Annotated in this window: 16 protein-coding genes; 6 read left to right on the top strand and 10 right to left on the bottom strand. The window is 66.0% G+C overall.

Features of this window, described 5'->3' with window-relative positions:
• Window positions 1–61: 61 nt before the first annotated feature.
• The 5 genes from P0645_RS09905 to P0645_RS09925 form a co-directional block, all read right to left on the bottom strand.
• The gene (locus P0645_RS09905; protein ID WP_284164404.1) at window positions 62–973 is read right to left on the bottom strand and encodes an AAA family ATPase; all 912 of its coding nucleotides are present in this window, start codon (window positions 971–973) and stop codon (window positions 62–64) included.
• Window positions 974–1070: 97 nt separating this feature from the next.
• Window positions 1071–1679, bottom strand: coding sequence for a nucleoside triphosphate hydrolase (locus tag P0645_RS09910; protein ID WP_284164405.1), 609 nt, complete (start codon window positions 1677–1679; stop codon window positions 1071–1073).
• Complete coding sequence (locus P0645_RS09915; protein WP_284164406.1) at window positions 1676–2476, bottom strand: ATP-binding cassette domain-containing protein; 801 nt, start codon at window positions 2474–2476, stop codon at window positions 1676–1678. Before P0645_RS09915 ends, P0645_RS09910 begins: the two co-directional genes overlap by 4 nt.
• Window positions 2473–3549, bottom strand: a complete 1077-nt coding sequence (locus tag P0645_RS09920; RefSeq protein ID WP_284164407.1) for an ABC transporter permease — start codon at window positions 3547–3549, stop codon at window positions 2473–2475. Before P0645_RS09920 ends, P0645_RS09915 begins: the two co-directional genes overlap by 4 nt.
• Before the next feature lie 105 nt (window positions 3550–3654).
• Window positions 3655–4671 carry a substrate-binding domain-containing protein gene (locus tag P0645_RS09925; protein WP_284164408.1) on the bottom strand — a complete coding sequence of 339 codons (1017 nt, stop codon included), beginning with the start codon at window positions 4669–4671 and terminating at the stop codon, window positions 3655–3657.
• Between the two features lie 318 nt (window positions 4672–4989).
• Between P0645_RS09925 and P0645_RS09930 the strand changes: the two genes are divergently transcribed.
• Entirely contained in the window at window positions 4990–6192 is a 1203-nt protein-coding gene (locus tag P0645_RS09930; RefSeq protein WP_284164409.1) for an ROK family transcriptional regulator, read from the top strand.
• 10 nt (window positions 6193–6202) lie between these two features.
• Here P0645_RS09930 and P0645_RS09935 read toward each other — a convergent pair whose 3' ends face one another.
• The 4 genes from P0645_RS09935 to P0645_RS09950 form a co-directional block, all read right to left on the bottom strand.
• Window positions 6203–6685: a GNAT family N-acetyltransferase gene (locus P0645_RS09935; RefSeq protein ID WP_284164410.1), complete on the bottom strand. Its 483-nt coding sequence runs from the start codon at window positions 6683–6685 to the stop codon at window positions 6203–6205.
• On the bottom strand, window positions 6682–7608 hold the full coding sequence (gene kce, locus P0645_RS09940; protein ID WP_284164411.1) for a 3,5-dioxohexanoate:acetyl-CoA acetone transferase: 927 nt from the start codon (window positions 7606–7608) through the stop codon (window positions 6682–6684). The genes P0645_RS09935 and kce overlap by 4 nt, the downstream gene beginning before the upstream one ends.
• Window positions 7609–7696: 88 nt before the next feature.
• Entirely contained in the window at window positions 7697–9058 is a 1362-nt protein-coding gene (locus P0645_RS09945; protein WP_284164412.1) for an aminotransferase family protein, read from the bottom strand.
• A gap of 72 nt (window positions 9059–9130) precedes the next feature.
• Complete coding sequence (locus P0645_RS09950; protein ID WP_284164413.1) at window positions 9131–9583, bottom strand: GAF domain-containing protein; 453 nt, start codon at window positions 9581–9583, stop codon at window positions 9131–9133.
• Between the two features lie 146 nt (window positions 9584–9729).
• Between P0645_RS09950 and P0645_RS09955 the strand changes: the two genes are divergently transcribed.
• The 5 genes from P0645_RS09955 (at window position 9730) to P0645_RS09975 (ending at window position 15094) form a co-directional block, all read left to right on the top strand.
• The gene (locus P0645_RS09955) at window positions 9730–11328 is read left to right on the top strand and encodes an ABC transporter substrate-binding protein (protein ID WP_284164414.1); all 1599 of its coding nucleotides are present in this window, start codon (window positions 9730–9732) and stop codon (window positions 11326–11328) included.
• A 44-nt stretch (window positions 11329–11372) separates the two neighbouring features.
• Window positions 11373–12434 (top strand): ABC transporter permease, encoded by a 1062-nt coding sequence (locus tag P0645_RS09960; protein ID WP_284164415.1) that lies wholly within the window; start codon window positions 11373–11375, stop codon window positions 12432–12434.
• Window positions 12431–13336, top strand: a complete 906-nt coding sequence (nikC, locus tag P0645_RS09965) for a nickel transporter permease (protein WP_284164416.1) — start codon at window positions 12431–12433, stop codon at window positions 13334–13336. Before P0645_RS09960 ends, nikC begins: the two co-directional genes overlap by 4 nt.
• Window positions 13333–14163, top strand: a complete 831-nt coding sequence (locus tag P0645_RS09970) for an ABC transporter ATP-binding protein (RefSeq protein ID WP_284164417.1) — start codon at window positions 13333–13335, stop codon at window positions 14161–14163. Before nikC ends, P0645_RS09970 begins: the two co-directional genes overlap by 4 nt.
• 178 nt (window positions 14164–14341) lie before the next feature.
• Window positions 14342–15094, top strand: coding sequence for an ABC transporter ATP-binding protein (locus P0645_RS09975; RefSeq protein WP_284164418.1), 753 nt, complete (start codon window positions 14342–14344; stop codon window positions 15092–15094).
• A gap of 30 nt (window positions 15095–15124) precedes the next feature.
• Here P0645_RS09975 and P0645_RS09980 read toward each other — a convergent pair whose 3' ends face one another.
• Window positions 15125–20176, bottom strand: a complete 5052-nt coding sequence (locus P0645_RS09980) for a Hint domain-containing protein (protein WP_284164419.1) — start codon at window positions 20174–20176, stop codon at window positions 15125–15127.
• Between the last annotated feature and the right edge of the window lie 114 nt (window positions 20177–20290).

Below are 20290 nucleotides of genomic sequence, written 5' to 3' on the forward strand. Positions count from 1 at the left end.
TCGCGGGGGCTCTGCCCCCGCACCCCCGGGATATTTGCAAACGAAAGAGGGGCGGGCATGGTCATTCTGCGGCAAGACCGGCGCGTGCCTCGCCCAGCAGGCGCGCGGCCTCCGATCCGGCGATCTTCTGGATATCATCCTGATATTTCAGGATCGCGCCCAGCGTGTCGGCGATTACCTCGGGTGACAAGGCGATGACATCGAGCGCGAGGAGGCATTTGGCCCAGTCGATGGTTTCGGCCACGCCCGGGCGCTTGAAGAGATCCTCGGCGCGGAGGCGCTGGACGAAGGCCACGATCTCGCGGCTGAGGCTTTCGGTCGCCTCGGGGGCGCGGGCATGCAGTATCGCCATCTCGCGGTCGAAGGCGGGGTAATCGACCCAGTGATAGAGGCAGCGGCGTTTCAGCGCGTCGTGGATCTCACGCGTGCGGTTCGAGGTCAGGATGACGATGGGCGGTTCTGGTGCGCGGATCGTGCCGAGTTCCGGGATTGTGACCTGGAAGTCCGAGAGCGCCTCGAGGAGGAAGGCCTCGAATGGTTCGTCCGTGCGGTCGATCTCGTCGATCAGAAGGACAGGGGCGCCGCCCGGCTGGGGGCGCATGGCGGCGAGGAGCGGGCGTTCGATCAGATAGTCTTCGGTGAAAAGTTCGGTCCGAAGCGCTTGGCGCTCGGCGCCGCCCGCCGCCTCGGCGCTGCGGATCGCGATCATCTGGGCGGCGAAGTTCCAGTCGCAGACGGCGGAGGCCTGGTCGAGACCTTCATAGCATTGCAGCCGGATCAGCCGGCGGCCGAGAGCGGTCGCGATCGCCTTGGCGATCTCGGTCTTGCCGACGCCCGCCTCGCCTTCGAGGAAGAGCGGGCGGCCGAGCCGGAGGGCGAGGAAGGTGACGGTGGCCAGCGCGCGGTCGGCCACATAGCCTTGACGGTCGAGGAGGGTCGCGACCTCGTCGATGCTGGCGGGAAGGGTGGTCATGGCGCCTCCTCTGATCGCTGCGATGCTTTCGCCTCGCGCGGTCCGGGTCAAGGGTGGAGGCGGGGCAGGCGCATACGACCTTGGGCGTAGAGACGGATCACGACAGAACGATGTCGGCCGGAGCCGACCCGCCGCAAACGCGGCGGATGTTGGGCAGGTCGTTGGTTGCGATCCAGGTCTCGGCCGCCGCCTCTGACCGCCCGTAATGCGCCCAGCGGGCGTGGAGGCGGCGGCGGAGTTCCTCCTCGGGGACATCGAGCATCACCGTGAGGTCGAGATGGCGTCGCGCCTCGCGCCATGGGGCGTCGTCGAGGAGGAGGTAGTTGCCTTCGACGATAAGGATCCGGTGATCCTCGGTCACCAGATCGGCGGCGGCGCGCGAAAGTTCCATGCCCCTGTCGAAGATCGGGATCGCGACGTTGGCCTCGGTGCGAAGGCGGGCGAGGAGATGGCCGAAGCCCGCCGCGTCGAAGGTTTCGGGCGCGCCCTTGCGGTGGGCGAGGCCGAGCGTGGCCAAAAGCCCGTCGTCATAGTGAAACCCGTCCATCGGCACGACCTTCGCGGTCTCGCCGAGGCGCCGGGCCAGATCGGCGGCGAGCGTCGATTTCCCCGATCCCGGCGGACCGGCGATGCCCGCCAGAAAGCGTGGCCCCGGGCAATCCTCGGCCCGTTTCCCGATCAGATCGGCCAGCGCCCCGGGCGTCATGCGGCGTCGGCGTCCATGCCTTCGGGCAGCTTCGCGCCGGTCATGAAGGCAACGGCATCGGCCATAGAATATTCCTTGGGGTCGATGACGCAAAGCCTTCGGCCGAGCCGGTGGATATGGATGCGGTCCGCGACCTCGAACACATGCGGCATGTTGTGGGAGATGAGAATGATCGGGATGCCGCGCGCGCGGACGTCGCGAATGAGTTCCAGCACCCGGCGGCTTTCCTTGACGCCAAGCGCCGCCGTCGGTTCGTCGAGGATCACCACCTTCGAGCCGAAGGCGGCGGCGCGGGCCACGGCCACGCCCTGACGCTGGCCGCCCGACAGGGTCTCGACCGGCTGGGTGATGTCCTGGATCGTCATCAGCCCGAGTTCGGAGAGCTTGTCGCGGGCGAACTGTTCCATACGCGCCCGGTCCATCTTGCGAAAGAGGCTGCCCATCACGCCCGGCGCGCGCCATTCGCGGCCAAGGAACATGTTGTCGGCGATGGAGAGCGCGGGCGAGAGGGCGAGGTTTTGATAGACCGTCTCGATCCCCGCCTGGCGCGCCTCGTCGGGGGAGCGGAAATGGACGGGCTTGCCGTCAAGCTCGATCGTGCCATGGTCGGGGGTCACGGCGCCGGAGAGCGCCTTGATCAGCGTCGACTTGCCCGCGCCATTGTCGCCGATGACGGCGATGATCTCGCCCGGCATCAGGTCGAAATCGGCGCCATTCATCGCGACGACGGTGCCGTAGCGCTTCATCAGCCCCTTGGCGCGCAGGATCGGTTGGCCGGAAACCGGATGGGTGGTCATTGCGAGGCCCTCCGCAGCCATTGGTCCATTGCCACGGCGATGATGACGAGGCAGCCGGCCGCGAACATCTGCCAGTAATCGTCGACGCCCGCGAGCGAGAGGCCGGTGTTGAAGACGCCGACGATGAAGGCACCGAGGACCGATCCGACGATCGAGCCGCGTCCGCCGAAAAGCGAGGTGCCGCCGATCACCACGGCGGTGATCGAGCCGAGGTTCACCGTCTCGAATGCGATGGGCGAGACGGAGCCGACGCGGCCGATGGCGATCCAGGCGGCAAAGCCGCAGATCAGGCCCGCGACGGCATAGACGGAAATCAGGGTGCGATCGACATGGATGCCCGAGAGCATGGCCGCGTCGGGGTCATCGCCCACCGCATGGACATGGCGGCCCCAGGCGGTGTGGTTCAGCACATACCACAGAAGCCCCGCGAGCAGGATCAGCGTTATGCCGCCGTAGGAGATCGAGGCGCCGCCGATGTTGTAACCCTGGCCGAACCAGAGAAGGCCCGGGGATTTCTCGACAATGTCGGCATTGCGGATCGATTCCGACTGCGAATACCAGAGTTTCAGCGAGGTGAAGACCGAGAGCGTGCCGAGCGTGACGATGAAGGGCGGCAGCTTCACGCGGGCGACGAGGAGGCCGTTCATCAGCCCCATTGCGCCGCCGGTCGCGATGCCGATCAGGACGGCGATCAGGACGGGAACGCCGCCGACCGCGAGGTTGCCCATGATGAGCGACGACACGACGAGGATCGCGCCCACGGAAAGGTCGATACCGGCCGTCAGGATGATCAGCGTCTGGGCGAGGGCGACGAAGCCGGTGACGGTCACCTGCTTGAGGATCGTCGAAAGGGCCCCGATGCCGAAGAAACGCGGCGCGACGATCGAAAAGGCGGCGATCGAGACCAGCAGCACCAGGGCCGGGATCATCGTCGGATTGCGCCTGAGGAAGTTGCGCAGGACATGGATGAAGGTCCGGTCGTCCTGTTCGAACGACGCGACCGCCGCGTCGGCGCGGCTGAGGGTCGATTCGAAATCGGAAATCGTCTTCGTCGGCGCGTCTGGCGTGCTCATCCTTGTCTTCCCTTTCCGGGCGCGCCCGGGATCAGGGCGCGCGCCTTGTGAAGAAGGGCGACTGTAAAGCCGCCCTTCCACATATCAAGCCACTCGTGACGACCCTCAGCCCCAGCAGAGCTCGGTGCCCTTGGCGGAGTCGATCGATTCGACGCCCTCGACCGGCTGGTCGGTGACGAGGTTGACGCCGGTGTTGAAGAAGGACAGGCCCTCGGAGGCGGCGGGCTTGGTGCCGTCGGCGGCGTAGGCCACGATCGCCTCGATGCCTTTCGACGCCATCAGAAGCGGATACTGCTGCGAGGTGGCGCCGATGACGCCCGACTTGACCGAAGCGACGCCCGGGCAGCCGCCGTCGACCGAGACGATGATCGCCTGGCCTTCCTTGCCCGCGTTCTTCAGCGCCTGGTAGGCGCCTTCGGCGGCGGGTTCGTTGATCGTGTAGACGACGTTGATGTCGGGGTCCTTGGCCAGAAGCGTTTCCATCGCGCGCAGGCCGCCTTCGGGGTTCGCATCCGAGGATTCATGGCCGATGACGCGCGGATCGCTTTCCGAGCCCATCACGCTGAGGTCCGGCACCTCGATCCCGAAGCCGACGAGGAAGCCGGTGTCACGGGCGACGTCGACCGAGATATTGTCCTTGTTGATGTCGAGCATCGCGATCTTGGCGTTCGCAACGCCATCGGGCCCAAGCTTGCCCGCCGCCCATTTGCCGATGCGCAGGCCCGCCTCGAAATTGTCGGTGGCGAAGGTCATGTCCTGCGCCTCGGGGTCGGCGATTGGCGTGTCGAGCGCGATGACGAGGATGCCCGCCGCGCGCGCCTCCTTCAGCGCCGGGATGACGCTGTCGTTCGAGGCGGTGATCAGAATGCCCTTGGCGCCTGCGGCCATGCAGTTCTCAATCGCGGTGATCTGCGGGGCGGCGTCGCCGTCCTTTTCGCCGGCATAGGCCTGGAAATCGAGGCCGGCGGCGGTGGCGGCCGCTTCGGCGCCTTCCTTCATCTTCACGAAGAAGGGGTTGGTGTTGTTCTTGGTGATGAGGCAGGCCAGATCGGCGGCCGAGGCCCCGCCCGCCATCAGCGCGAGGGCGGCAGCGCCCATGAGTGCGGTGGTTCTGAAAGTCATTCTATCCTCCCGAGAGAAGGGCGAGCGCCCCTGAGCATTGATCATGCATTGATCGTCCGGATGTCGCAGGCCCCCGGCGATGCACACAAAAAGACCGATTCGCGTCGCTTCGTCAACTTAAATAAATCAGAATGAATTATTATTGACAGAAGCGATGACGCCGCGCAGGTTAGGGGCCGATGCGTGGACCGGGTGTGGCAGGGAAATGGTTTCGGGCACCACATATGCGCCTCCTTGCTGCGCCGGGCCTCGCCCCGCTACACCGCCGAACACGCCGGGCGATCGTTCCGGCGCCTTCGCCCCTGAACAGGCCAGACGATGACAGACGCGAGTTCCGACCGGCCTGCTACCGAGGTTGTCGCGCTGAAGGGCTCGAACGCGTCGGGCATGCGGGCCCACAACGAGCGGCTGGTCCTGTCGCTTGTGCGCGGGGAGGGGGCGCTGGCGAAATCCGATATCGCGCGCATGACCGGCCTGTCTGCGCAGACCGTGTCGGTCATCATGCGGCAACTGGAACAGGATGGCCTTCTGGTCCGGGGCGAGCCGGTGCGCGGCCGTATCGGCCAGCCATCGGTGCCGATGTCGCTTAATCCCGACGGCGCCTTCTTTCTGGGGCTGAAGATCGGGCGCCGCTCGGCCGATCTGTCGTTGGTGGATTTCCTGGGGCGCGCGCGCGCGATGCGCCGGAAAGTCTACCGCTATCCGACGCCCGACACGGTCGTGGCCTTCGTGCGCGAGGCGCTGCCGGAGGTAGCGGCGGCAGTGTCGGCGGACGGACGCGCGCGCATCGGCGGGCTGGGCGTGGCGATGCCCTTCCAGCTCTGGAGCTGGGTGGAGTTCATCGGGGCACCGCAGGCGGAGATGGACGCCTGGCGAACGCGCGACATTCAGGCGGAACTCGCCGAGGCAACGGGCCTTCCGGTGCATGTCCAGAACGATGCGACCTCGGCCTGCCGGGCGGAACTCGTGTTCGGAACCGGCGACCGGCCCAGGGATTTCCTTTACTTCTACTTCGGCACCTTCATCGGTGGCGGGCTGGTGCTGAATGGCCAGCTGCATCTCGGCCGGACCGGCAATGCCGCCGGTGTCGGCCCGATGCCGGTGCCCGGGCCTGACGGACGGATGCAGCGCCTTCTGTCGGTCGCCTCGATGTCCGCACTCGCCGACCAGATCGAGGCAGGGGGCGAAAGCGCCGATATTCTGTGGGAAAAGCCCGACCATTGGCCCTTCCGGCAAGAAGTCCTGTCGGTCTGGATCGACCGGGCGGCGGCAGGGCTTGCCTGGGCGTCGCTGTCGGCGGCGACGCTGATCGAGCTTGAGGCGGTCTTGATCGATGGCTGGATGCCTGCGTCAGTCCGCGCGGAGCTCGCGCGGCGGACGCATGAGCATTACCACCGGCTCGATTTGGCGGGCGTTGGGCCGCTGGCGATCCGCGAGGGCACGATCGGGCCGCTCGCCCGCTCGCTCGGCGCGGCGGCCATTCCCTTGTCGCACCGCTATCTGATCGACCAGAACGCCTGACAGCGCCCGCTCAGCGGCAAAGCCGGGCGAGCGGCGCGCCGTCGAGCAGGAGGAGCCGGTACTTGCGGCGGCGGAAGCCGAGCATCTCGTAGAAATCGAGCGCCATGCGGTTCTCCGGATCGACGCCCAGCGTCACATAGCGCGCACCCCAGTCCTGTTCGGCCATCGCCGCCTTCAGAAGCAGCCGGCCAAGCCCGCGCCCGCGCGCGCCGGGCGCGACGAACAGGTCTTGCACAAATAGGCCGGGCTCGCCCCGGTGGGTGGAATATTCGGGGAAGCAGAGGATCATGCCGATCGGTTCGCCCGCCTCCTCGGCGATAAGCGCCTGAAAGAGCGGTCGCGCGCCGAACCCGTCAGACAGGAGGCGTTCTTCGGAAGCGACCTGCGGCCCGCCTTCATGGTCGGAGAGCGACTGAAGCATCGCTCGGAGGAGTGCCACGTCTTCCGCCTGCGCCCGGCGCGTGGTGATCGCACTGGCGCCGCTGCCGGTCATAGTGCGACCGCCTCCTTGCCTTTCAGACCAAGAAGCGCGCGCGCCTCGGCCGGCGTCGCCACTTCACGCCCCAGCCCTTCGACGATCGCCCGGATCAGGCGGACCTGCTGGGCATTCGATTCTGCAAGGACACCCTTGGCGATATAGAGATTGTCCTCGAGCCCGACCCGCACATGCCCGCCCATGGCGGCGGCCATGGTGGCCATCGGGATTTGCGCGCGCCCGGCGGCAAGCACCGAGAAATGATAGTCCGAGCCGAACATCCTGTCGGCGGCGCGTTTCAGATGCGTCAGCGTACCCGGGTCCGCCGCCATGCCGCCGAGGACGCCGAAGACGAACTGCAGGTAGAAAGGCGGCTTCACCGCACCACGCCGGATGAAATGCTGCAGCATCGACAAATGGCCGATGTCGTAGCATTCGAACTCGAACCGCGCGCCACGCTCTTCGCCCATCGCTTCAAGGACATGCGCTATGTCTCTGGGCGTGTTTCTGAAAACCAGATCGTCCGAATTGTCGAGAAAGGGTTTTTCCCAATCGTGTTTCCAGTCCCGGATGCGTGCCGCCATCGGGTAGAGCGCGAAATTCATCGTGCCCATGTTCAGGCTGCACATCTCGGGCCGGAAGCGCATCGGTGCCGCGAGCCGCTGGTCGAGCGTCATCACCGCCGAGCCGCCGGTCGTCATGTTGATCACGGCATCGCTGCCCGCATGGATGGCGGGCAGGAAGCCCGCCCAATGGTCGGGATCGGCAGAGGGGCGGCCGTTCGCCGGATCGCGGGCATGCAGATGCAGGATCGCCGCGCCCGCCTCGGCCGCGCCGAGGGCGGAGCGTGCGATCTCTTGCCCCGTCACCGGCAGGTGTGGCGACATCGACGGCGTGTGGATCGAGCCGGTGATGGCGCAGGAAATGACGATCTTGCTCATGGCGCGACCTCCCGGCGGCGGAGCGAGGGGGCCTTCCGCCCCCTCGCGCTCCCCCGAGGATATTTGCAAACGGAAGAGGGGGCAGGGGTCAGGTGCATCTGATGCCTGCCTCGTCCAGTTCCGTCGCGAAGGCGGCGAGCGCGTCGCCCAGAAGGCCGAGAATCTCCTCGACCTGGGCGGGCGTGGTGATCATCGGGGGCGCGACGATCAGGTGATCGCCCGCGTAACCGCCGCGCGAGCGGCGCGGGTAGATGATGAGGCCGCGCTGATAGGCGGCCTCGGTCAGCCGGTCGAAGGCCCTGAAAGCGGCTGGGAGCGGTTCCTTGGTCCGGCGGTCGGCGACGAGTTCAAAGGCGAGGAGGAGGCCCATCCCCCGCACATCGCCGATGAAGGCGAAACGCTCCATCAGCCGCGCGAGGCCGGCCTTCAGAAGAGCGCCGGTCGAGACGGCATTCGCCATCATGCCCTGACGCTCGATCTCCTCGATCACGGCAAGGCCGGTGGCGCAGGCCAGGGGGTTGCCTGCATAGGTGAAGCCATGGAGGAAGCCGCCCTTCGCGATCACCCGATCGACGATGTCGCCGCGCGCGACCATGGCGCCGAGCGGCACATAGCCCGCGCCGAAGCCCTTGGAGATGGCGAGGATATCGGGCGCGGCCGTCCAGTTCTGGCCACCGAAGAAACGCCCCGTGCGGCCGCCTCCGGACATGACCTCGTCATGGATCAGAAGGACGCCGTGCCGGTCGCAGACCTCGCGCACCGCCTCCATGTAGCCCGCAGGCGGAACCAGCGCACCGGTCGAGGCGCCGCCGACCGGTTCGAGGATGAAGGCCAGAACGCTGTCGGCGCCCTCCTCGCGGATCTTCGTGTCAAGCTGTTCGGCATAATGGCGCCCGGTCGCGGGATCGGCCGGGTCGAGCCCGTCGAGCCAGGCGCGGGGCGCTGGCACCTTGGGCATGGCCTGCATCATCGGGCGGAACGGGTCGGTCAGCACATCATAGCCCGAGATCGCCAGCGCCCCGAGCGTACAGCCGTGATAGGAGGGCCAGCGCGAGATCACTTTCCAGCGGCCGTCCTGCCCGCTTGCCACCGCATATTGCCGGGCGAGTTTCAGGGCGGATTCCACCGCTTCCGAGCCGCCCGAGACGAAGAACACCCGGTCCATGCCCGGCCAGGCCAGGTCGACCGTCTTTGCGGCCAGCGCCTCGGATGCTTCGGTCACGAAATGGAGGCGATAGCCGAAGGTCGAGCGTTCCATCTGGCGGCGCATCGCCTCGAGCACATGGGGGTTCGAATGGCCGATATTGCAGACCATCGCGCCGGACGAGCCGTCGATGAAGCGGTTGCCGTCCACGTCCCACATATAGATGCCTTCCGCCCTGTCGAGTACCGGGCGGGGATGGTCGGTCTGGTAGAAAAGGTGGGAACGGCTGTTCTGGCGGTCGGTCATCATCTGCCCCCTGACGGGCCTATATGACGCCGCGCCGTTCGCGGCCGCAAGGGGCCGCGCACGGGCAGATGGTCAGAGCGGCATGGCCTCGAGTGCTGCCACGAGTGCGGGGCGTTCGCGTGCGACAAGCGCCTCGAAGGCCGCAACCCTTTCGGGCGTGAAATGGTTCTCGACATCAAGAAGATTGACGGTTCCGACCACCTTTCCGCCCTCGACCACGGGGATATTGATCGCCGACTGGCAACCCAGCGCATTGATCAGCGGATGGTCGGGGAAATAGGGCGAGAAGCCGTCGGTCGAATTGGCGACGAACGTCCGCTGGCCCTCGATCACCTGACGCCCCCAGCCGTCGATCACCATCGGCTTGGTGCCGCTGACCGGGTATTCGGCAGGATGCGAGGTATAGGCGCGGCGCGACAGCTGGGCGTCGTAGTCGATTCGGCTGACGGTGAAAAGCCGGGCGCCGCCATGCGCGGACGTGGCTTCGTGCAGGCGCCGGAAGGTCTCGGACGGGGAGGGGGGCATCAGGGCTCCACAATTTTTTGTACTGATCGGGGGCAAACCGCGTCGCGGCGCTTGACAACATAGGCCAGAAGCTGCCCAATCAGTCAAGGAATCTGGCATGTTAGAAAGCCAGTTCTGAAACAAGCAACGAAAACAGGGAGTTACTGATGCTACTGGATCCGACCCTTCGGCGGTTCGGGGCCGCTGCGCTTGCCGGTCTCCTGCTTGGTGCGGCGCCCGCCGCGCTTCTGGCGGAAACGCCTGCCGATACGCTCGTCATCGCCGATGCGATCGACGATATCGTCTCGCTCGACCCGGCGGAGGCCTATGAATTTTCCGGCACCGACCTGAACAACAACACCTATGATGGCCTCGTCGAGCTTGACCCGGCGACGGGCGAGATGGTGCCGGGCCTTTCCGACAGCTGGTCGGTCGCCGAGGATGGCGTGACCTATACGTTCCACATCCGTCCTGGTGTCAGCTTCGCGTCCGGCAATCCGGTCCGGGCAGAGGATGCGGCCTTCTCGCTGCAGCGGGCGATCAAGCTGAACAAGACCCCGTCCTTCATCCTCGGCCAGTTCGGCTGGACGGGAGAGAATGTCGACCAGATGGTCACGGCGGACGGCGAGACCGTGACGCTGAGGACCGACAAGCCCTATGCGCCGACCTTCCTCTACAACTGCCTCACCGCGGGCGTCGCCTCCATCGTCGACAAGGAGGTGGTGATGGCGAACGAAAAGGACGGCGATATGGGGCACGAGTACCTGAACGCCAATTCGGCCGGGACCGGAGCCTACACGCTGAAGAGCTACAAGCCGAACGAAGGCTATGTGCTTGAGGCGCGGGCGGGCCACTGGCGGGGGGATGCCAAGATCGCCAAGGTCTTCATGCAGCATGTGCCCGAGGCCGCCACCCAGCGGCTGATGCTGGAGAAGGGCGATATCGACATCGCCCGGGAACTGACGCCTACCGACATCGAGGGGCTGTCCGGCAACGCGGACGTGAAGATCCAGTCCGACGTCGGCGGGCAGGTCTTCTACCTCGCCTTCAACCAGAAGCATGAGCAGTACAAGAACGAGAAGTACCTCGACGCGATGCGCTGGGCGATCGACTATCAGGGCATGGTGGATACGTTTCTCAAGGGTACGAACATCGTCCACCAGAACTTCCTGCCCAAGGGCTATCTCGGCGCGCTCGACGATGTGCCCTACACGCTCGATATCGAAAAGGCGAAGGCGCTTCTGGCCGAAAGCGGCGTGACCGATCCCCATATCGTGCTGTCTGTCAGGAACGCCGCCGACCGGATGGATATGGCCCAGTCGATCCAGAACACGTTCGGCCAGGCCGGGATCACGGTCGAACTGAAGGTGGGCGAGGGGGCCGAGCAGCTTGAGGAGTATCGTGCCCGCACGCATGATGCGACGCTGCAAAGCTGGGGTCCGGACTATCCTGACCCGCACACGAACGCCTCGACCTTCGCGCAGAATCCCGGCAATGCCGACGAGGACAAGAACACGGGCTACCTCGCCTGGCGCAATGCCTATGAGCCGGGCGATCTGGATGCGATGACCCAGGCGGCGGTCGAGGAGCGTGATGGCGACAAGCGCCGCGCGATATATGAGGAAATCCAGAAGAAGCACCGCGAAACGGCACCCTTCATCATCCTCAACCAGATCGCCTACCAGACCGGGCTGCGCGCCAATGTGAACAATTTCCATACCGGCGGCGCCACCGATTCGGCTGCCTACTGGCTGGTCACGAAGTAAGCGATCAGGCCGCGCGGCGATTTCGTCGCGCGGCCTTCCCACCCATGACAGATACATCCCTTCCCGAACATCACAGGGTGATCGAGGCGCTCCGCCAGATCGGGGCGACGCTTCTGACGCTTTTCGTCACCTTCGTCGGCCTTCTGGCCGTGACCTTCATCATCAGCCGCGTGGTGCCGATCGACCCGGCAACCTCGATCCTCGGCGACCGCGCCTCGGCCGCGCAGATCGAGGCGCTGCGCGAGCAACTCGGGCTGAACGAACCCTACTGGTGGCAGTTCTACCTCTATGTCCGCGATGCGCTGCACGGCGATCTCGGCACCTCGCTGAACACCGGCCGCCCGGTGCTTGAGGATATCGCCCATTATTTCCCCGCGACGCTGGAGCTTGCGACGCTTGCGACCATCATCGGCGTTCTGGTGGGTGTGCCTGCGGGCGTTGCCGCCGCCACGCGGCCCGGGTCGTGGACCGACCAGATCGTGCGGGTCGTGGGGCTGATCGGCTATTCGATGCCGGTCTTCTGGCTGGGGCTTGTGGGGCTATTGATCTTTTACGGGCGGCTTGAGTGGGTGGCCGGGCCGGGGCGGCTGGATGCGGCCTATCAGATGATGTTCGATTTCGAGGTGGACAAGCCCACCGGCATGATCCTTCTCGACACGGCAATTGCCGGACGCTGGGACATGTGGGCGAACGCGCTGTCGCATATCATCCTGCCCGCGAGCCTTCTGGGCTATCTGTCGATGGCCTATATCAGCCGCATGACCCGCAGCTTCATGATCAACGAGCTCGGGCAGGAATATGTGACGACCGCGCGGGTCAAGGGCATGCCGGAGCGCCGCGTTGTCTGGGTTCACGCGATGCGCAACGTGCTGGTGCCGCTGATCACCGTCATCGCACTTTCCTATGCGTTTCTTCTCGAAGGTGCTGTGCTGACTGAAACGATCTTCGCATGGCCGGGTCTTGGCCGCTATATCACCGACGCGCTTCTGGTCGCCGACATGCCCGCCGTTCTGGGCGGCACGGTCGTCGTGGGCGCGGTCTATATCGGGCTGAACATGCTGTCCGATCTTCTCTACCGGCTGGCCGACCCGAGGGCGCGCGCATGACGACATTCACCGCATGGCTGCGCGACCCGAACCCTCAGTCGAGGATGCAGGCGCGGCTGGGTCAAAGCTATCTCAGCTGGCTGAGGCTCCGCCGCAATCCGCTGACCATGCTCGGGCTTGGCATTTCGGCAGCACTTCTGCTGATCGCGCTTTTCGCGCCGCTTCTGGCACCGCACGACCCGATTGCCCAGAACCTGTCTGCCCGATTCATCCGGCCCTTCAGCGCGGGCCATTGGCTGGGAACCGACGAGTTTGGCCGCGATATATTAAGCCGCATCCTCTACGGCAGCCGCATCACGCTTTACATCGTGGCACTCGTCATCCTGACCGCACCGGTGGCGGGCCTGATCATCGGCACGGTCGCGGGTTATTTCGGCGGCTGGGTCGATCAGGTACTGATGCGGATCACCGACATCTTCCTCGCCTTCCCCAAGCTGATCCTCGCGCTCGCCCTCGTCGCGGTCCTCGGCCCCGGCATGGTGAACGCCGTCCTTGCCATCGCGCTGACCTCCTGGCCGCCTTACGCCCGCGTCGCCCGGGCCGAGACGCTGACCGTCCGCAACTCGGACTATATCGCCGCCGTGCGCCTGCAGGGCGCGGGCCGGGCGCGGATCATCTGGGGTCATATCATGCCGATGTGCCTGCCCTCGGTCGTCATCCGCGTGACGCTCGACATGGCAGGCGTGATCCTGACGGCGGCGGGCCTCGGCTTTCTCGGCCTCGGCGTCCAGCCGCCGTTGCCGGAATGGGGTCTGATGATCTCGGCCGGGCGCAAGTACCTGTTCGAGCAATGGTGGGTCGCGACCATGCCCGGCCTTGCGATCTTCATCGTCTCGCTGGGGTTCAACCTGCTGGGCGACGGCCTGCGCGACGTCCTCGACCCCAAGAGCGCCTCGAAATGACGCTTCTGACGGTCGAAAACCTGCGCGTGACCTTCGACACCGAGGCGGGCCTCGTCGAGGCGGTGCGCGGTGTGTCCTTCGCGCTGGGGCGCGAGCGGCTGGGGATCGTCGGCGAAAGCGGATCGGGCAAGACGATGACCGGCCGCGCCGTCCTCAGGCTGATCCGCCCGCCCGGGCGGATCGAGGCTGACCGGATGATCTTTGACGGACAGGACCTGATGGCGGCCGACGAGGCGGCGATGCGCGCGCTTCGCGGGCACCGGATCGCCATGGTCATGCAGGATCCGAAATATTCGCTGAACCCGGTGATGAAGGTCGGCGCGCAATTGGTCGAGGGCCTGCGCCAGCGCGACCGGATGCCGAGGGCCGAGGCGCACGCGAAGGCGGTGGAAGCACTGACCGCCGTCCAGATCCGTGATCCGGAGCGGGTGATGGACGCCTATCCGCACGAGCTGTCCGGAGGAATGGGTCAGCGAGTGATGATCGCGATGATGCTGATCCCGAACCCCGACCTCCTGATCGCCGACGAGCCGACCTCGGCGCTCGACGTGACGGTGCAGGCCGAGGTCCTGTCGATCCTCGATGCGCTGGTGCGCGACCGGGGGATGGGGCTGATCTTCATCAGCCACGACCTCAGGCTTGTCGCGCGGTTCTGCGACAGGGTGCTGGTCATGTACAAGGGCAAGGTGGTCGAGGAACTGGCGGCGAAGGATCTGATGCAGGCGAAACATCCCTATACGCAGGGCCTGCTGAACTGCCTGCCGCGCATCGGCGGAGGACGAGAGCCCCTGCCTGCGCTCAATCGTTTGGCGGATTGGGCGGACTGATGGCTGGCTTTCGGCCCCTGAGCCCGCCCTCTGGCCTCACGCGCCTCCCCTCCCCCTTGTGGGGAGGGGACGGGGGTGGGGGGCGCCTGTGCCAAACGCCGTTCCCCCACCCTCTCCCTCCCCACAAGGGGGAGGGAAGCACCCGGACTTTCGCCGACACGGTCAACGGAGGCTGCCCTTGGCGCTGATCGAGATCGAGAACCTTTCCGTGCATTTCCGCGCCAAGGGCCATCTGGTGCGAGCGGTCGAAGGCGTGAGCCTTTCCGTAGCCGAACGGGAAAGCTACGGCCTCGTCGGCGAGAGCGGCTCGGGCAAGTCGACGATCCTGCGCGCGATCTGCGGGCTGGCGCCGGTCACCGGCGGCAGGGTCCGCATCGCGGGCGAGCCGGTCCCCGAGCCGCGCGACCGCGCCTTCGCCGCGCGCGTCCAGATGGTGTTCCAGGATCCCTACGGCTCGCTTCATCCCCGCCATACCGTCGATCGGGCACTGTCCGAGCCGCTGGGGATCCACGGCATCGGCGATACCGACCGCCGCGTGCAGGAGGCATTGGCCGATGTGGGGCTGCCGTCGGCCTTCCGCTTCCGCTATCCCCACCAGCTGTCGGGAGGCCAGCGCCAGCGTGTGGCGATTGCCCGCGCGCTGATGCTGAAGCCGGAAATCCTTCTTCTCGACGAGCCGACCTCGGCGCTCGACGCAAGCGTGCAGGCCGAGACGCTGAACCTTCTCAACCGCCTCCGCGCCGAGCGCGGCCTGACCTTCCTGATGGTCAGCCATGACCTCGCGGTGATCGACCATATGTGCGACCGGGTGCTTGTGATGCAGCATGGTCGGGCGGTCGAGGAGCTTTCGCGCGAGGATCTGGCAAGCGCGCGCATGCAGACGGGCTATGCGCGCAGCCTGTTCGAGGCGAGCGCCGACCGCATGCTATGACCGGCGCTTCGCCGGTTCGCGCGATGAGGCTCAGTGCGCGATTGCGGCGCGCGCCTCGTGTGGCTTCAGCGACAGGCGGGCGGCGGGATATCCGGCCGGTCCGTCGCCGGAGCCAAGCTCCGGGAAGAGGGCAAGAAGCTCCGCGCGCTGCTCCTCCTCGATCGCCGATACGGTTGCAAGGCCGGGCTGGAAGCTCTCGCTCCATGTGCCGTCCGAGCGAACGATCTCATGCTCGTCGAAGAGGAGGTGGATATAGCTGACGCCCGCGTCCGGCATTATCCGTTCGATCCCGGGCTGGCCGACCAGATGGATGGCTGCGACCAGGACCTCGCTTTCACCCGATACGAGTTCTGCGCCGGCGCCGGTGAAGAGGAAGCGGTGCTGCGGCGAGACAAGCATGTCGCGTGCGGGCTCGTTCGCGCCAAGGGTGCCCTGCCGGATCAGGACGGGGCGGAAGGCGGCGTTCGCGGCAAGGTCGGCCACGCCCAGATCGCGGCGGCCGACCCAGCGCAGCGGCCGGTAACCGCTGTCGCGGGTCAGGACCATGTCGCCCGCCTTCAGGCTCTCGACCGGCCTCGGGCCCGTCATCGTGTCGATCAGCGTGCCGGGGGTGAAGCAGGGGATGACCGTCTCGATGTTCGAGAAGCTCATCGTGCCGATCACCGCGCCGCCGCCGTCGAGGAACTCGACGGTGCCCGCCTCGTTGTTGCCACCCGCATAGAGCACATTGGTGGTGGCCTTGGTCCAGCCCGAGCCGAAAAGGTCGAGCACGTCGTTCTCGGTCGAGGGCGTATCCTCGCCGCCGTCCACGACGTCACCGATGCCGAGGCCGGAGAAGAGATCCGACCCCTGGCCGCCAAGCATCGTATCGTTTCCGTCACCGCCGTAGAGCGTATCCGCGCCGTCGCCACCGTCGAGCAGGTCGTTGCCCGCCCCGCCGATCACCGTGTCGCTGCCGATGCCGCCGTAAAGCGAATCGTCGCCGCCCATGCCGTCGAGCGAATCGTTGCCGCCGCCCCCGTAGAAGACATTGGTCCAGCTGTCGCCCGGAGTGGTGCTCTGGTCGTCAAAACCAATCAGCGTGTCGTCCTGCGCCGAACCGATCACACCGTCGATACCGGCGAACGTGTCGCCCTGGGCATCGCCGCCGGAGCCGAGGTTCGTGGTCAGATTGACGCTGACGCCGGTCGCCGAGGCGCTGTAATCGGCAAAGTCCATGCCGAGGCCGCCGTCCAGCGAATCGGCGCCCGCGCCACCTGCAAGCGTATCGCTACCGCCGCCGCCACGGAGGGTGTCGTTCCCGGCGCCGCCGAGCATGCTGTCATTGCCGCCGCCCGCGTCGACATTGACGCCCGTCGTGGTGGCCGAGGCATTGACCGTGTCGTTGCCGGAGCCGAGCTGGAAGCGCTCGATCTCGCTGAAGCTCGCGGTCGAGGTGCCGTCGGAGAGGGTGCCTGCCTCGTTGCCGGTGAAGGTCAGCGTTTGGTTGGCGGTGATCACCCCGGAATCGATCAAATCGCCCGCGGTCTCGCCCGTCTCGCCGCCCACGACCGTGTCATTGCCGAAAGTGCCGGTCAGTTTGAACCTGTCGTCGCCCGCCTCGCCCAGAAGGCTGTCGGCCCCCGTGCCGCCGTAGATCGTGTCACTGCCCGCGCCGCCAAAAACGGTATCGCTGCCCGCTCCGGCGAGGACGGAGTCGTTGCCGTCGCCCGCCTCGATCCGGTCGTCGTTCGATCCGGGCACCCCGTATCCGCCGGTCGCGTCGCTGTTGTCGACCTTGTCGCCTTCGGGGTCGCCGGTATAGCTGGCGTCGATCACATCGTCGCCGGCAGTGCCGGAAACGATGCCGTCGGGCGGCGTGTAGGTCGCCAGAAGCGCGCCGGCAACTGATGCATTGGAGGAATTGCCGCCGCTTCCCATGAAGCCCGGCGGAACGCTGCTTTTGGTGTAGGTCACGCCATCCACCAGCGGCGCGGTCGTTACGACATGGGCGAGGGTGCTGTAGGTGTCAATGGTGCCGTCATTGTTGGTGTCGACATAGGTGTAGAAGGCGAGGATCTGCGACCCGTCGCTGCCCGTCAGCAGAATCTGGCTCGCCGAGCTGAAGCCGTAGCCCACCTGAAGGGTCGATACCGTCGAGGCAGTGATCTTCTGGTCCTTCAGCGCCCCGCCGGTATCGGGATCGGTCTCTGCCGGGTTGTGAACCGGATTGGTGTAATAGCCGCCACCGTTATCGTGAAAGATGGCGTCATTCGTTTCGCTGACCGTGACATCGCCCTTGTAATGGGTCGTGCCGTCGAAGGTGAAGCTTGTCGTGGTACCAAGGTTGTAGACCGAGAAGCTGTATTGCCCGGCGGTGCCGACCCCGGTGGTTTCGGTCTTCAGCGCCGAACCCGCGACGGCGCTGCCGCCGTTCTGGATCGTCAGCGTGTCATCCACCGTCCAGCCAGCGAGGGTGTCGTTCAGGATGCCATCGTCGTTCTGGTCGGCCTGCATCCATTGTTGAAGGTTCTGGATGACCGTCGGGTCGATATCGCCCGCCAACACGGCGGCATTGTAATTGTCCCAGTTGTAATGGCCGGTCAGATCGACGAAATCGTTGTTGGCCGGGTTATTGTCATTGGCATTGGTGCTGCCGGTGCCGAAATCGGTGATCGTGTCATGGCCGTCCGAGGTGACAAACGTATCATTGCCGCCACCGCCGGTGAGGGAATTGTCGCCCGCGTCGCCGGTCAGCGTGTCGTTGAAGCCCGACCCGATGACATTCTCGATGGAGTTGAGGACATCGCCCGTGGCGTCGCCGCCGGACGCGGTGCCGGTGCCGAGGTTGACATTGACCGCGCTGCCCGATGCGGAATAGCTCGCCGTGTCGCTGCCTGCGCCGCCGTAGAGCGTATCGGCACCCGCGCCGCCCTGCAGCGTGTCGTTGCCGAGCCCGCCATCGACCGAGTCTGCGCCGCCGCCGGCGTCGATGAGGTTCGCGCCCGCGTCGCCGGTCAGCGTATCGTTGAAGGCCGAGCCGGCGATGTTTTCGAAGCCCGAGATCGTGTCGCCGGTCGCGTCGCCGCCCGAGGCGGTGTTGGTCGCCAGGTTGACGCTGACCGCCGCGGCGGAACTGGCATAGCTGACCGTGTCCGTGCCGGTGCCGCCCGACAGGCTGTCGGCCCCGCCGCCGCCCTGGATCGTGTCGTTGCCGAGCCCGCCGGTCAGCGTATCGGCGCCCGAACCGCCGAGCATGCTGTCATTGCCGTCGCCCGCGTCGACATTGACGCCCGTCGTGGTGGCCGAGGCATTGACCGTGTCGTTGCCGGACCCAATCTGGAAGCGCTCGATCTGGCTGAAGCTCGCGGTCGAGGTGCCGTCGGAGAGGGTGCCTGCCTCGTTGCCGGTGAAGGTCAGCGTCTCGTTGCCGGTGATCGCGGTCGCGTCGATCAGATCGCCCGCGGTCTCGCCCGTCTCGCCGCCGGTGATCGTGTCATTGCCGAAAACGCCCGTCAGCCGGATCGTATCGTCGCCGTTGCCCGCCACGATCACGTCGGCGCCGGTGCCGCCGTCGATGATGTCGCCCGCATCGGTCGCGTCCGACATGTCGGGTACGGTCGTGTAGTAGACGTCGGTAACCCACAGTGACTGAGCCGCGGTTCCGCCGTTCGAATAGACGATCTGGATCGAATGGAGCGGACCTGCGACGGTAACCAGAACGGAGCCCTGAGCGCTGTTCTCTGCGTCGCTTGTATTTCCGGCGGTGATGGTGTTGCCGGACACCGTGTCGTTGCCGGAGGGCGTGAGCGTGACGCTGACCGGATTGCCGTTGATGTCGTAGGCATTGACCGTGATGATGTCCTGCCAGCCCGCCATGTCCACATCGTTGAGGCGGAAGGACAGGCTGGACACCTGACTGGTCAGGCCGCTGCCGGATTCGGCATTGAAGGTCAGTGTGGCGGTGACATCCGGTCCGGCGTTGCCTGCCAGAAAGAGGCCCGACGACGTGCTGTAGGGTCCGCCTCCAACATATTGTGTCGAGTTGGATGTCTGGACGGCCGTGTTGCCGCCGTTGTTCACAAAGCTGGCGGTGACATTCATCCCGCCGGTGTCCTGGGTGAAGCCGCCCGCGATATTGGTGCCGCTGGTGCCCTGGGCGATCCAGCTCAGATGTTCCTGCGTGGCGGTTACGGTCGGGCTGCCGCCATAGATCGTGTCGTTGCCCGCGTCGCCGAGAAGCGAGTCCGCCCCGCCGCCGCCGTAGATGACGTCGGTGCCGTCGCCGCCCGAAACGCTGTCGGCGCCATCGCCTGCAAATATTGAATCGTTGCCAAGTCCACCCGTGACGGAATCGTTGCCCGCTCCTGCATCGATCGTGTCATTGCCGTCGCCGCCATCGACCGTATCGTTCCCGTCCCCGGCCGCGATCGAATCCGCGCCGCCGCCGCCGAAGATCTGGTTGTCGGCGGAACTGCCGGTCAGCGTGTCGTTGAAGCCCGATCCGATGACATTCTCGATGGAGTTGAGGACATCGCCCGTGGCGTCCCCGCCGGACGCGGTGCCGGTGCCGAGGTTGAGATTGACCGCGCTGCCCGATGCCGAATAGCTCGCCGTGTCGCTGCCTGCGCCGCCGTAGAGCCTATCGGCACCCGCGCCGCCCTGCAGCGTGTCGTTGCCGTCGCCAGCGAAGATGACGTCATTGCCGGCCGCGCCGGTGACGGAGTCGTTGCCGGTGCCCGTCGCGCTGGTCGATGCGCCGCCATAGATCGTGTCATTTCCGGCCGTGCCCGACACTGCGGCATCATTGCCGGACGTGCCCATGAGGGGGGTGAAGGTGGGAGAACTGATGACGCTCGATGATGTAAGCGTGTCGACCGTCCCGAAATCCGGCACGAAATAGATGCTGCCGTCGGTGCCCAGGTAATATTGGCCTGGCTCGGTCGTATTGGTGTAGGTCGTGCCGCCCGCTGTGCCGCTCCAGACCCACTGACCCGCGCCGAGCGCCGTCTGCGTCGTGAAGGTGACGGTGCTGCCGCTGATCACATCGCCGCTGTTAAGCGCGTTGTTCCCGCCAAGGGAAACAAGATAGCCGCTGGGCATGGCCGATACCTCTTACCAATTTACTTGTTGCCGTAGGCTTGATGCCGATGGGCATAATATGTCACTGCGGTTAAAGTGAACTGAAGGCGCAATTGTGGCGGCGTTTAGGTAATT

It is taken from the genome of Frigidibacter sp. SD6-1 (assembly GCF_030143255.1).
GTDB lineage: Bacteria > Pseudomonadota > Alphaproteobacteria > Rhodobacterales > Rhodobacteraceae > TMP-24.

Coding starts and splice junctions, on each gene's coding strand:
- P0645_RS09905 (WP_284164404.1), bottom strand. CDS start 973: ATGACCACCCTTCCCGCCAGCATCGACGAGGTCGCGACCCTCCTCGAC.
- P0645_RS09910 (WP_284164405.1), bottom strand. CDS start 1,679: ATGACGCCCGGGGCGCTGGCCGATCTGATCGGGAAACGGGCCGAGGAT.
- P0645_RS09915 (WP_284164406.1), bottom strand. CDS start 2,476: ATGACCACCCATCCGGTTTCCGGCCAACCGATCCTGCGCGCCAAGGGG.
- P0645_RS09920 (WP_284164407.1), bottom strand. CDS start 3,549: ATGAGCACGCCAGACGCGCCGACGAAGACGATTTCCGATTTCGAATCG.
- P0645_RS09925 (WP_284164408.1), bottom strand. CDS start 4,671: ATGACTTTCAGAACCACCGCACTCATGGGCGCTGCCGCCCTCGCGCTG.
- P0645_RS09930 (WP_284164409.1), top strand. CDS start 4,990: ATGACAGACGCGAGTTCCGACCGGCCTGCTACCGAGGTTGTCGCGCTG.
- P0645_RS09935 (WP_284164410.1), bottom strand. CDS start 6,685: ATGACCGGCAGCGGCGCCAGTGCGATCACCACGCGCCGGGCGCAGGCG.
- kce (WP_284164411.1), bottom strand. CDS start 7,608: ATGAGCAAGATCGTCATTTCCTGCGCCATCACCGGCTCGATCCACACG.
- P0645_RS09945 (WP_284164412.1), bottom strand. CDS start 9,058: ATGACCGACCGCCAGAACAGCCGTTCCCACCTTTTCTACCAGACCGAC.
- P0645_RS09950 (WP_284164413.1), bottom strand. CDS start 9,583: ATGCCCCCCTCCCCGTCCGAGACCTTCCGGCGCCTGCACGAAGCCACG.
- P0645_RS09955 (WP_284164414.1), top strand. CDS start 9,730: ATGCTACTGGATCCGACCCTTCGGCGGTTCGGGGCCGCTGCGCTTGCC.
- P0645_RS09960 (WP_284164415.1), top strand. CDS start 11,373: ATGACAGATACATCCCTTCCCGAACATCACAGGGTGATCGAGGCGCTC.
- nikC (WP_284164416.1), top strand. CDS start 12,431: ATGACGACATTCACCGCATGGCTGCGCGACCCGAACCCTCAGTCGAGG.
- P0645_RS09970 (WP_284164417.1), top strand. CDS start 13,333: ATGACGCTTCTGACGGTCGAAAACCTGCGCGTGACCTTCGACACCGAG.
- P0645_RS09980 (WP_284164419.1), bottom strand. CDS start 20,176: ATGCCCAGCGGCTATCTTGTTTCCCTTGGCGGGAACAACGCGCTTAAC.